The organism is Bradyrhizobium sp. CB1015 (assembly GCF_025200925.1).
Taxonomy (GTDB): Bacteria; Pseudomonadota; Alphaproteobacteria; order Rhizobiales; family Xanthobacteraceae; genus Bradyrhizobium.
Genome location: NZ_CP104174.1, coordinates 308,383 through 321,174 on the forward strand (window position 1 = coordinate 308,383; position 12,792 = coordinate 321,174).

The window sequence follows — 12,792 nt, forward strand, 5'->3', positions numbered from 1 at the left end:
CCGTCGATCGCCGTCGATCGGGGGGCTCTCTTTTTTACGCCCATGAGGCTGCCTCGCGCTCTTCTCGCAGCCCCGCAATTTCTTTGGCCCCCGTCTGAATATCAAGGCAGTGGATCGGACGGGGCATTTCACTAGGAATACCTGGCTCGCCAACTTGGCCCGGACCTTCGTCAACGACAGAGTTCGGCACGGTCCGCTCACGCAGCGTCACATTGCGGGAGACCAAACCCTATGAAAACTATCCTCTCAATAGCCCCCGTCGTTACCCTTGCCTCTCTGCTTGCGGGCTGCGGCAAGTCAGAGGTTTGCAGCGACCCAGACGTGCTGGCAACCGTTAAGCAACTGTTCGAGGAGCAGGAGTTCGGAAAGTTCTATAAGATGCCGCCCGGCATCGTTCTTGTGAGAGATAAGTCGGCAACCCACCTGTCGACGGATCCGAACAACCAGATCGCTCGATGCTCAGTTATTATCACGATCGACCTCTTCGAGATGCTCAAGAAGGTCCAGGGATACTCGGATGAGCAGATCGCGGCGGTGAGAGTGAAAGCACAAAGCACGGGGCAGAATGCGGCCCCAGACTCTCTCATCAACTATTCGGTTCAGTCCATGGCGTCGGGAGAGTACTATGTCATGATGCTACCATAGGGAAAATTAGCCTGGATCAGACGCTGTTCTCGCACGTTTCCGGCGTCCGGCGGTCATTACCGCGAGCTGACCGAGATGCTCCTTCATCAATAGCAACGCACGCCGCACGGTCATAGCTGACGAGACCAGTGGGAGCATGAGAATGGACTGGTTCACGCGCATCACCGGCTTCAATGAAAGCACGTACGCCGCTACACGCGCGCAGCTTGAGGTGCACGGCAGTACTCTCCGCTCCAAGGCCAACGGCTGCAGCTATGGAATCGGCGAGTTCGAGCTGGCATCGCTCGACGACCTGCGCGCCCGAGTAGCCGGTGGCACCGGCGCCGCAGGCCAGGCTCGCGTGCGGATCGTTACCGGCGACGTGCGCAAGATGCACCAGGTGCCCGAGTATGCAGGTGCGCTGTTCCAAGTTGCCAGCCAGTTCAATTCTCTGGAGATGATCAGCCCCAGCGTGACGCCCGAGGATGGCGTCACGCGCTACGAGCACGACCGCACGCAGGGCCCGGCGTGCGCCGTGGCAGCGGGCGCGGCGACGATCTACCGCAACTACTTTGCGCCCGTGGGCGACCAGATCGGCCAGACGGTACAGCGCCAACTTGACGGCCTTGCGGATGTCGGCGCCGAGTTGAGCGCCCAATTGGTCCGACCCGTCACCGATCTCTGGGAGTGGCGCAATGGCTATGCTCTCTGCACGCGCCAGGGCCTGGACCTGATCACGGATCATCTGCGAGGCATGGGCCCCAGACTGGCTGATGCGCTTGCCGGCAAGCTGCGCATCGGCATTCATCGCGACGTCGAGGTGACGGATGCGCCGAGCGCACCAAGGCCTGTAGTGAGCCAGGCTTTCTGCTCAGCGTTGCCCGTCGCGTACGGCAGTGTGCCGCAGCAACACTGGGCAGCATTCGCACAGTTGGTGCTCGATGCCGCCTATGAGGCAACGATGCTTGAGGCAGTGATCAACTGCCGGCGCGGGGCATCGAACATTCTGTTGCTCACATTCCTTGGCGGCGGGGCGTTCGGCAACGCGCCCGAGTGGATTCATGCTGCCATCAAGCGCGCCGTGATCAAAATACAGGGCTTCGACCTGGATGTGCGGCTGATAAGCTATGGCGAGCCATCGGTTCAGACACGCGAGCTGGTGAAGGAACTGGCTTAGTTTGTTCGGGTGTATCTGGAAGCGCTTCGATCAAGTGCTGCCTAGGAAAGGGTTGGGGCTCGATCCGTCAAACTATAGCAAAAACAAGGACTTACTTCTCCGCCAGGTGCGGCGCTTGTACCACTTGACTGTGCTCGTGTCGACCCTGCTCTGATCGCCGAACCGAACGCACTGCCGGAGCAGCAAGACTGCGCCTTGAAGCGGCTTGCGGCAGTTTCTGACGACGCTCGACATGTCAATCGGCTTGCCGGGAGCGTTCGCGGTCCTGCAGCCGACGAGTTCGCGATGCCGTCGGAGGCCGCCGATTTGTCTGGACCACGGTCGTGTCGGCGAAATCCGAGCCGAGATTAACGCCGCTGGGAAACTAAGCAGCCGCATTCCGCCAGCAGCGCCACCTGGCCCCACGGTAGACCGGTGGCCGCCCTCCGCGATCAGCACAAGAGCGGCCCGGTCGAGCCTGCGGCGCGCTTTTTCGTGGCCGGCACGGCCATCGCCGCGCATGAGCAGGTGCGCGAGGCGATCGTCTTCGATCCGCGAAGTATCGGCCGGCTTCCTCGGCCCTCTCTTCACGGCATGGCACGCTCAGCCGCTTTCAATCACCTGGACGCGCGGCAGCCCACGAGGGCAAGGCGACGCCTCCGACCACGCTGGAAGAGGCACATTCGTATAGATTGTAGAACTGGATTGTGCAATCGATAGCCGAAACCAACGCAATCTGAGCGATAAGCAGAGTGTGTTCGGTCTATGACGATGGCTCCAAGTTGTACTGGCGGGAGAGGCATGTGAAGCAATGCCCCAAATGCGCTGAGAATATTCAGCTAGGTGCAACAAAATGCCGATACTGCCTATCCGATCTCGCGCCAAAAGGAATTGGTCAGCGCATCCTCGGTTGGCGCGATTACATCACCTTACCAACGGCAGTTCTTGCACTCGTCGCGGCGCTTTACACGCCAATCGCTGAAACAGTACGCGGTCTGCTCGGCTGGGACAGGGCGAGAGTTATTGCCTTCCTGCTGAACCCCGATGTTGTCAACGCCGGACTTGACGACCGCGGCGCTGGAAAACGTGTGGACGTTGTGACCGAGTACGACTCACTACTAAGAGTCATGCTGATCAACGAAGGCTACGCCCTTACCACCTTGTCGAGCAGCTTTTTGTGCACGGGAAAGGATGAAGGTGACTCGCGGATGGTCTTTCGATTCACTTTCTACGATCCGAAGACCCAGACCAAGCATTTTCCAGAGATCGCGGCCGGCGCGTCCGTTGGGCTGTTTGGCCGGCTTGGGGAGGCTCAGCCCTACAAAATTTCTGACCGCTCAATCCCTGGACCACGCAAATGCTCATTCAGCTACTACGACAAATATGGTCCCAAGGTGTTCGAGCGCGACATCAACGAGGCTCAGGAGAATATCCTGCTGAGCTTGCCCCGATAATTTCCGTCATGCGAGAGGCAGTTTGCGCCGATTTAGAGTTGAACAATAATTTTGGCGTCTCTGGATCGATATCCGTATACAAAGACCTTTTGGAATCGGGTCAATTTCTGGTCGTCCAGCCACAACGACAACCTCTTTTGCCTCTTCAAGTAACCTATGAACAGTTGGACGGCACTGGCGATCTATTCTCGATACTGGAATCCGTCCACCCTAAGGTCTCCTTCTGGAGCAGCGACATTGAGGCTGAAATATTTAGTGTTCCAGGTCGGCGGTTGCTTCAGCTCCCACGAGCATTTGCGCAGCAAGGTAATGCAGAACAGTTTAGCGATGACCAGCGCCAGGTCCTTGCCTGGACAGGTCCGGTCCTGCGGGTCGACAACGGCGTCGTGAAGCCCGCGCGGCCAAATTAGATGTTGCGAGGCCTGCGGGTCTTCGAACCTGTCTGGAATGAAGTCGTCTGGCCGCGGAAAATTCGCTTCGTCCCTTTGCGCCAACGGTAACACACCCAGCACCAGTTCACCCTTGCGAATGCGGAATGTTCCTGAACTCGAATCCAGGATACGATCACGCGTCGCGCGTCCAGGAACGAAAAATACCGGCGGATGTAGCCGCAGGATTTCACGCAGCGTACGGTCGAGCATTTTCAGTTTGTCGAGGCAGCGCAGATCAGCGATCCTTGGATCCGATCCGATGACCGCATCTATTTCATCGCACAGGCCCGCTCGCACTTTCTGTCTCTGCCCCAACTCTCCTACAATCGATTTCAGAAGTGACTGTGTCCCGAGAAAGGAATTCATCCCCAGCAGGAATGTCAGCCGCTTGGCGAGCACCTCCTCGTCCGTGATATTGTGACCCTTGGCAAGCTCCACGATCTGAGGAAACGCCGGCGTCTGCTTCACGAAAGCCAGCAGTCTTGGAAAGATCTTCAGTGCTTTAGAATAGGCCGATCCGGGAATGAAGCGAGTGATCGATAGGAATGTGTGCGTGAATATACCGCTGTAGAGTTCACGGACATCGGCCAATACCGGTCGCTGCCCGAGCATCCACTCGAAGATCAGCGCCACGACGAAATCCTCGATCTCGTCGCGGAAGCTGAAGGTTTTTTTTGCAGACCATTTCTTGAAGAATTCGCCTGCAACAGCATCGAACGAGGCCACGAGAGTTGTCGAACGTGCTTTCAGTAGATCGAGGTAAAGGGCTTTCGGCCGATCGTGTTCCGGTCCCGCCTCATAGATGCTTGGCGATACGTTCCCAACCAACGCCAGTGGCGGAAGCTGGAACTTGAAACCGGCGACGGGATGGTCTTGCACCAGGTCTGTGGAAGCAAACAGGGGTGCAATGGCGCGATGATCTAGTGCGATGATCGTCGGGCCAAACAGATTCGTTTTGAAAACTGTCTTTCCGTATTTGCGCTGACGCTTCCGAAGGAATTCCAACCACCCGCTGATGAAGAAGAAGTCTAGCAAGCCCCATGCGGCCCCAATCAGCGGCCAGCCGTAGGAACCGGGCGGATCCTCGCCGCCAAAGGCGACCTTTGCATCGGCAGCAACCTTGTTGCGGTGGACAATATCCGCGAGCGAAGAGGTGTTCGCAATACTCTCGAGACCGACTTTTGTGAATGTGTCTTCGTTGTAGACGTTGTCCGCAAGCAGAGGATTGGTCAGTGCCTGGGAAAAGGCGTCGACGCCGACCATCAAGGTCATCAGCTTGCCGAGCACCGTGTCCTCGTCGCTTTCTGCCAAAAGACCGACGAGCAGTTCGACGCGATCGACATGCCCGTACAACGCCTTGAGCTCCAGCAGCAGATTTCGATCGTCCGTCAGCTCTTCAAAAGAAGTTAACTTCTGCAATCCGAAGCGTTCTCGATACTCGTTGTATGAGCGCAGGCGCCAGGCACGAGACTTCTTAGTTGCCTCGACTTCGGCATTGATCAGAAATGGCGCTGTGTTGTGCAGGGTGATCTTTCCTGCCCCCTGACTCGACGCCGCGTCGAATGCTGAGGCGAGACCGACATTCACGAGGAATTCGTTATTGTAACGGAATATGCTGTCAGGAAATCGCCGGCCGCTCATTTCCATTTCTGCAGGCACGAGCGCATGCCAGCGATAGAGCAGGTCGAATTCCGCGCAGATGCGATTAGTCCGATACCAAGGCTGCTTTTCAGCAAAACCAGTCTCGAGCGAGAACTTTAGCTGGGCCGAGGAGAGATGGTTGATATAGTCTTCGACAATGATCTTGAGCAGTTGCGCGATGTTGATATTCCGCGCCGTCTCGAACAGTCGATCGTCATCATCATTCCATTCCGGATGTGCCGCTGCAAGTTCCTCGCAGAGACGATTGTGCTCGCGCAGAAATACCGTGTTGAGTGCGCTATAGAAGATGGTTGAATTGCCACGTTCTAGACCGGAGGCAAAAAGCCGTTTTTTCCTATCGGGAGTGTTGAAGGGATCGTCGAGCGCTTTACGGAAATCTCCCGTCTGCGGATCGATATAGGACAGACCCACGAACTCTTGGCGCACACGCTTGCCGTCTTCTTCGAACAGTGGCGGCGGAAACTCTTCGCCATTAATTTGCACGCTCTTCAGCCGACCTCGTTTTTTGGCCCTTAGAAGGGCCGTGTCCGCCGCCGATAGACCATAGATCTGACAGAGATCGATCTCGTGGTTCGACGTGTTCTTTCTGAAGTCGTCTGGATGGGTTCGCAGAAAGCTGTCGGTAAACCATTGCGCAAAGAAGCAGAAGAGAGCGGTGCTCTTTGGGCAGGGTACTTGGTCCGGGTCTCGAACGAATAGTGCGCCGACGTCCGCGACCTTTGGAAGGCAACTGACACTCTTTTCGGAGGCCGGTGGCAAGTGCCGCCCAGTGTAAGAGCGATCGACCAAGCCCGTCCACGATGTGTAGTCGTCGCTGCCCCCCGGTGTCTTTGCGCCCCACAGCGACAGCGGGTACGGCCGCGGTTTAGAGGAGTTGGCAATAATATTTATGAAAAGCCGATTGAGTAGCCGCCTCAACCATTCCCACTTGCTGACTAGACGCCAGAGTGATGGGTAACTCGAAACAAAATCGAAAGCAAAATCCTTCGTCGAGCGCATTCTCCCTCCAAGGGACTACGTCTTCATACAACCGGATCCGTGTTTTTCTGCCAGCTTAAGAGTTAATTTCAGTCAACACATGACACAACGTTGGCTCCTCGCCCGGGGTCTTTTGATTGTCCGTTCCCATTCTGAATTGTGCCTCTCGGGCTGCTGAGATCGCGCCCTTCTCTGAACTTTGAGAGCATCAACTCGCTTTTTGCGCTAGTGCACTCAAAGCTCTTGATTCAAGGAGAGTCGCGCGCATCTCGCGGGCAGTCAGAGCAGATCTCTCGTACCATGTCATACTGTCCTCCGCATGCGCCCGTCCGAGTTTGCGAGAACAGCTTCCTTTTACAAAGTAGACTGTGGGAGCGAAAAAGCGCTGCCCGGTTGACGCTAGCTCGCTTAGTGCAGTGTCAATCTCTTGATTGGCTAATTCGATTTGCTCTGTCGTCAACAGCAAATCGGCAAGCGCCGCTCTGAAAAGGGGAACTCCGAGAGAAATGCGGGAGCTCACGTTTGCAATGCCCTTCCTCATGACCTCGATAGATGATTCAGGGTTCGCAGAGGATGCCGACTTCGCCCAGGCCTCAAACAATCGGCAATGGATGCCCCAGACAGCCACGTTGTTGACCTCGCAGTAGCGAGCACCTTCTTCGACGTACTTCAGCGCTGCTTCAATCCCATCCAGGAAGTAATTCAGATACCCTCCGGCTGCGAACGCCCACCCAAGGCTTGGAGGATGATTTAATCGCCTCGCATAGGCGACGTTCTCGTCTGCCAATCGCTGCGCCCTATCCACGCGACCGCAAACTCCGTGCGCCACCGCTTCAAAACCTCGCGCGGCGACGAGACAATCGGCACCGTAGCGTGTTGCCATTGGGGCATGCAGTTCGGGCCTGTAAAGCGCCGCTAAGGCTTCAAAGTTGCCGATAGCGGCAACCAGCTTGCCTTCAAAAAAGTTGAGATAGCCCAACATACGATGAGCCTGACAGATGTGGCTTTCATCGTTCATTTTGGTTGCGATCTCGTACATCTTCTCAGCAGGCTCACGTGCCAAATCGAATTTTGAGGCGAAGTGATATCCGGAGAAAATGCCATAGAGCAGATCGAAGCGCTGGTCTGGCTGATCTACGAGCTCGATAAGTTCAAGCGCACGGGAGTATGCCTTCGTCGTCTGTTCAGCAGCAGGCCCGTTGACGACGTAAGAGGCCTGGCCCGCGCTCAGATTGAGGTCAAACTCAATGCGACTGTTCTCATCGCATTTTGTGCTCGGACTAAAGTACTCTAAACCGTGTCGTAAGTTGTTAAGCGCCTCCAAATAAGCCGAACGCTTCAAGGCATTCTGACCAGCCCGCAGCCAGAAGGTAACCGAGCTGGAAGGACTATTTGAGCGCGACCAGTGCGCAGCTATTACTTCTGGCTCCTTCTCGCAAAATTCAGGAAACTGAGCAGTCAGGATCTCCGCGATCTGACCATGCAATGATTTCCGCTTTGACAAAAGAAGGCTTTCGTATGAAGCGCTTTGTACAAGCGCGTGCTTGAAAACGTAAGTTCCATCGAGCGGGGCGCGCCGTTCAAACACCAAGCCAGCAGATTCGAGGCCATTCACTTGCTCCTTGATGGATGATACGGCCAATCCGGTGATCGCCGCGAGATGGTCCAATCTGAATTCACGACCCAGCGCCGCTCCGATCTGGGCGATCGATTTTGATCCTGGGAGATTATCAAGCCGGGCGGTTAGACTGTCCTGAAGAGTAGAGGGAATGGCGAGTCGAAGAGAGGACTCCGTCAACTCGTAGCTATGGCCATCGTATTTCAAGAGACCGCCCTCAACGAGCCCCTTTGTCAGCTCCTCCACGAAGAGCGGCACACCATCAGTCCTGCTTGCGATCTCCGCAGTCACCCAGGCTGGCAATGATGCACCGGCAACCTTCTCTGCCAGAGCCTTAGTACTGTCATCGTTCAAAGATTTGAGCAGAAGATAATTGGAGCTTGGCAACTGCTGCCAGCTGGATGCCGGACTATATTCCAGTCGTCCGCTCACAATCACCAGCGCGGCCACGGCGTCGACCGACCTAATGATCAGGTCAAGGTATTCAGCAGTGGTGGGATCGATCCAGTGAGCATCTTCGACGATGGCCAGCACTGTCGCGCCCTTCGCAAGATTGCGGAATTGCTCAGCAAGAGCGTGGAAGGTGCGTTGGCGCTTCTGAATAGGCGTGAGCTGCAATGGGCTAAGATGGCCAGATGCAGGGATGGACAGGAGTTCCGCGATCAAAGAGACGGCTTCATCGCTGGCGCTCGTTACGCTTAAGAGCTCTCTCAGTTTAGTCAGTCGGACTGCTGCACTGTCCTCTGGCAGAAAACCAGCAGCCTCCGACAATTGCGCGATCATCGGTCTAAGAGCACTGTTTTGGTAGTATGGCGAACAGTGATACCGCATCGTGACCTGGCGATCGCTCCGGATCTGATCAACCAGCTCCCTGATTATCCGTGTTTTTCCGATGCCCGCTTCCCCCCTCAATATGAGAGCCTGGCCCTGGCCGTTCTTTGCCTTTGACCAAAGGTCGCGTAGCAACTCGATCTCGCTGGCACGTCCCACAAGGGGTGTGGTTCGGACCCCTCGAGCTTGAAAGCGCGCGCGTTGCTTAATGGAGGTGACGGCGTAGGCTCGCGGATTGTTATCGAAGCCCTTCAGGATCTGAGGACCAAGATCCTGCAACGCAAATTCCTCACCAAGGAGAGCCGCAGTCGAAGAAGCAACAACAGTTTGTCCTGGCGCTGCGACCGACTGCAGCCTTGCGGCCAAATTGGGTGTTTCTCCAACAACCTCGTCCTTTACGGCCCCGCCGATGTCGCCCAGCACTACCCATCCAGTTGCCACTCCTGCGCGGGCGAACAATGGTCCCCCGTCTGGCCGACGTAACTCACTGATCGCGCAGTGAGTGGCGTCAGCCGCGAGGATCGCCCTTTGTGGATCGTCTTCGTGAGCCCTCGGCCATCCAAAATAAGCAAGGAGGCCGTCGCCAAACGACCGCGCGACGTAACCTTCAAAAGAATTGATCTGGGAGATGGCGGCTTTTTGAAAGCGCCCAATAGTATCGCTCAGATCTTCTGGATCAACAGCCGTTGCAAGAGCGGTCGAATCGACGATGTCTAAAAACAGAATCGTCAAGTGGCGACGCTCGGAGGAGAACGATGGATAGTCTCCTCGCTCATTGCGAGCAGGGATGATGAAGGAACGTTCTTTCGCCGCCTTAAGAAGGGTCCGTCTGTGGCCCAAAGCTATAACACCGATGTCCTTCAGGTCGGCATCGGTCAATTCGCTCAGTTGCTCCAAATCTATTTTGTTTGCCTCGAATGCGGCAATATACTCGGCCAGACCGACCGCGTTCAGCCAATCCGCGATCCTCAAGGTTCCGCTCCCTACAGCAATTGATTTTTGAAATCCAAAAGTCTCCGCGCTACTTAAAGTTCATGTTTGTGCCGCAAACATCTTAGCAGCACGGAAGAAATGGCGATAGGGTATTGCTTTCCAGTGTTCCCTACTTTCCGAAGAGTCCGGTTTTTGGGACCGAAGGCGATGGACAAAATCGCCTTCTTTTCAAATGGATAGTTAGCATCGCGGGCGCGGCGACGATCTACCGCAACTACTTCGTTCCGGTCGGTGACCAGATCGACCAAACTGCAGAATGCCAGCTTAACGGCCTTGCAGACATTGGCGATGAGCTGAGTGTTCGGCTCGATCGCTCCATCGCTGACCTCTGGGAGTACCGTAACGATTATGCTCTTTGCGCCGGGGGAGGTCTGGACCTGATCTCGGACTATCTTCACTCGGCCGGCCAGGAGCAAATCGACGCGATAGCGGGAAGCTGCGCATCGGCATCATCGCGATTTCGAAGTAACGGACATGCCCCGCGCGCCCAGACCTCTTGTAAGCCAAGTCTTCTGCTCAGCGCTGCCGGTGGCCTACGGTCATGTACCACGAAAGTTTTGGACACCATTCGCACAGTTTGTGCTCGATGCCGCCTATGAAGCTACGATGCTTCAAGGTGTCATCAACGTCCGACGAAACGCATCGAATATCGTCTTGCTAACTTCCCTGGGCGGTGGGGCGTTCGGCAACGAGCCTGAGTGGATTCATACCGCCATCAAGCGCGCGCTCAAGAAAGTCCTGGGATTCAACCTGGACGTACGCTTGGTGAGCTATGGACCACCGACCAGGCAGACGCAGACACTGATTGACGAATTAGGTTAGAGGCAACGTCCTAACGAACGCAGATTCTTGCTGCATGATTCGTCTGTCGAAAACGCTACGACAGATGACCACATTTTCGGCCGCTCTGGCTGGTGGACAACTGTGAACAGGTCAATATTCGCGTAATCCCCTTTAGACCCGCCGGTGAAAACCGGCGATACGCTCTTCCCTTATCTCTCTTCCCTTATCTCTTTCCGCTCCGGCGACCGAAGTAATACGACGACGCCTCGGACTTCCAGTCGAGCTAGATCATCCCTTCATCGCGAGTAAGCCACTGTCGACATTCGCTGACGAGGCACGCGTGAAGAGTCGGATTGCCGACGACAAGTTCCCGCATGCGCCGACATCGGCGACCGAGAAGCCGATGTCGGCGGACCAGGCTTCGGAGTTCACCCGCCGGCTCCAGGAGCGCGATCGGCTACGCACGGAACGCGACATTCTAGAACGGCTGGTCGCGATTGCTGAAGAAATCTGGACATAAGCTTCCGTTCATCAACAGATTCCCCCGGGAAGTGCAGTCTTCTCTTTGAGCTGGCGCCAAACCATACCTTCGAGACGACGCCCTCGAGCCCGATCTTGCAGGCGTGTTCGAACATCTCGCGGCCTTCGATCTCGAAGCTTTCGCTGAACTGGATCTCGGTGCCGTCGATGATCTTCTTGAGTTCGGTCTTGCGCTGGAAGAGCGGCAGCTTCCGGGTCGCGGCCATTCAGGTAACAGGAGATCGAAGGCGACCAGTACGATGCTGGTCGACCGGCCTTTCAGTTCGTTCGGAAGGACCGAGAAGTCCGTGGTGTCGTCCGCGGCGGCGACAACGACTTCACCGTCCACGATCGCCGATCCCGCCTTGATGTGCCAGGCGTCATTGGCGACCTTCTTGAAGCGGTTGGTCCAGTCGTGACCGCGGCGGGTGAAGACCTTCACGGCTTCGTTCGCCAGATGGACCTGGACGCGGTAGCCATCGAACTTGATTTCGTGAATCCATCGCGCTCCGGACGGCACCTTCTCGATCGATGATGCCAAGGCCGGTTCTACGAAGCCCGGGAACGGCGCCTTCACGCCGATCGCCGCCGGTTTACGCCGCTGAAACGCCACGCAGGACTCCAACGCACAACTAAGCAGATTCAAGCCGGGACGGCAGGATTCGTTTCCGGAACCCGCGAATCCTTGCGGCGTTGCATCGCCATGAGTTCGCAAGAGGAGGAGCCGATGGCCGCAGCAAAGAAGAAGACCGCGCGTGGACGCAAACAGGACCCGGGCCCGCGTGGCCAATGGGCAGGACTACGAAGTCCGCTACGAAGCGAAGAAGACAGGCCGCTCGGCATCGGCCGTGAAGAAGGCCGTCAAGAAGGTCGGCAATTCCCGCAAGCGCGTCGAGAAACGTCTAGCCCGCTAGGACGCCTCTGAGCCGCTCGGATAGCGAAGCCGTTATCCGGATTACGGGCAATGGCCACCGAACAGAAGCTGATCAGGTCACCGAAGAAGAGGCCTCGGCGCAAGCCGCGCGAGGAGATCGTCGACTACGTCCTGGCGATCGAGGACTGGGACTGGGGCTACTCATTTTCGCTCAACAGCGAGCGGCAGCCGATCGACCCGTACGACGAATTCCGTCACTTGCAGATCAAGGGGCGGCTCCTGCGGCCGGCGGGGCAGAAGACCGACAGGGCGGAGATCTCGCTGCTCCCCTCGTCCGACCTGGAGGAGGAGCGGCGCAGGGACTTGCACCCGATCGCGTTGGGGTCGCTCCACGTCACGCAGGACGCGATCTTGGGCAACATCGGAATCCCACGAGACGCGCTAACGCCGATCCTCCAGATGCTGATCGCCGGTAGGTTCAGGTTCGTCCTGATGCGGGGCACCCGATTCCGGCATCGCAGCGCCAAGGTGAACAGTCTGCGGCTCGAGACGAAGCTGACCGAAGACGATCTGGCGCTCGAAGAGGAGTCGGCCGTCTGACCGGCCGCTCCGCCGCTCGCCTGTCAGGCCTCGCTGGGCCCGGAGTAGATCGAGTTTGGGGGCGTCGTGCGCGGTAGGGGGAGCGGGCGCTCCGGCGGGGCGGATCGCGACGCTTGGCCGCCCTTCGCATCATACCGCCTCGCCAAGTCCAGGAGGCGTCGCCGGGTGAACGGGTCGGCCCTTTCGGCAATGGTCCGGACCCGGTGCGCGAGACCCCGATAGAATTCCTGCTCCATGGCACCCCCCCCACGACATCACTTCTCAAATTT

At 57.0% G+C, this 12,792-nt stretch carries 9 protein-coding genes and 2 pseudogenes; 7 read left to right on the forward strand and 4 right to left on the reverse strand.

Translation table 11 applies throughout. From position 1 onward, the window contains the following. The first annotated feature begins 231 nt into the window (after positions 1-231). The 3 genes from N2604_RS01460 (at position 232) to N2604_RS01470 (ending at position 3,234) form a co-directional block, all read left to right on the forward strand. Positions 232-645: a hypothetical protein gene (locus N2604_RS01460; protein WP_225161461.1), complete on the forward strand. Its 414-nt coding sequence runs from the start codon at positions 232-234 to the stop codon at positions 643-645. 142 nt (positions 646-787) lie between these two features. Beyond that, complete coding sequence (locus N2604_RS01465; protein WP_225161462.1) at positions 788-1,801, forward strand: hypothetical protein; 1,014 nt, start codon at positions 788-790, stop codon at positions 1,799-1,801. A 782-nt stretch (positions 1,802-2,583) separates the two neighbouring features. Next, positions 2,584-3,234 carry a hypothetical protein gene (locus N2604_RS01470; protein WP_225161463.1) on the forward strand — a complete coding sequence of 217 codons (651 nt, stop codon included), beginning with the start codon at positions 2,584-2,586 and terminating at the stop codon, positions 3,232-3,234. A gap of 182 nt (positions 3,235-3,416) precedes the next feature. On the opposite strand, the gene N2604_RS01475 is transcribed toward N2604_RS01470, so the two are convergent. Both N2604_RS01475 and N2604_RS01480 read right to left on the reverse strand, forming a co-directional pair. Further along, positions 3,417-6,326 (reverse strand): cytochrome P450, encoded by a 2,910-nt coding sequence (locus N2604_RS01475; RefSeq protein WP_225161464.1) that lies wholly within the window; start codon positions 6,324-6,326, stop codon positions 3,417-3,419. 187 nt (positions 6,327-6,513) lie between these two features. Then, positions 6,514-9,726 carry an AAA family ATPase gene (locus N2604_RS01480; protein WP_225161465.1) on the reverse strand — a complete coding sequence of 1,071 codons (3,213 nt, stop codon included), beginning with the start codon at positions 9,724-9,726 and terminating at the stop codon, positions 6,514-6,516. Between the two features lie 495 nt (positions 9,727-10,221). On the opposite strand from N2604_RS01480, the gene N2604_RS01485 reads away from it, so the two are divergent. Beyond that, entirely contained in the window at positions 10,222-10,569 is a 348-nt protein-coding gene (locus tag N2604_RS01485) for a hypothetical protein (protein WP_225161466.1), read from the forward strand. Positions 10,570-10,870: 301 nt separating this feature from the next. Continuing rightward, the gene (locus N2604_RS01490; protein ID WP_260376440.1) at positions 10,871-11,050 is read left to right on the forward strand and encodes a hypothetical protein; all 180 of its coding nucleotides are present in this window, start codon (positions 10,871-10,873) and stop codon (positions 11,048-11,050) included. 64 nt (positions 11,051-11,114) lie between these two features. On the opposite strand, the pseudogene N2604_RS01495 reads toward N2604_RS01490, so the two are convergent. Continuing rightward, positions 11,115-11,662: pseudogene (locus N2604_RS01495) on the reverse strand (DNA ligase); the annotation flags it as partial. A gap of 114 nt (positions 11,663-11,776) precedes the next feature. Between N2604_RS01495 and N2604_RS01500 the strand changes: the two are divergent. Together N2604_RS01500 and N2604_RS01505 are read left to right on the forward strand one after the other, a co-directional pair. Beyond that, positions 11,777-11,963 (forward strand): annotated as a pseudogene (locus N2604_RS01500) (DUF3606 domain-containing protein). Between the two features lie 50 nt (positions 11,964-12,013). Next, positions 12,014-12,523: a hypothetical protein gene (locus N2604_RS01505; RefSeq protein ID WP_225161467.1), complete on the forward strand. Its 510-nt coding sequence runs from the start codon at positions 12,014-12,016 to the stop codon at positions 12,521-12,523. A 23-nt stretch (positions 12,524-12,546) separates the two neighbouring features. Here N2604_RS01505 and N2604_RS01510 read toward each other — a convergent pair whose 3' ends face one another. After that, a complete protein-coding gene (locus N2604_RS01510) occupies positions 12,547-12,759 on the reverse strand; it encodes a hypothetical protein (protein ID WP_225161468.1) in 213 nt (70 codons plus the stop codon). Positions 12,760-12,792: the final 33 nt, after the last annotated feature.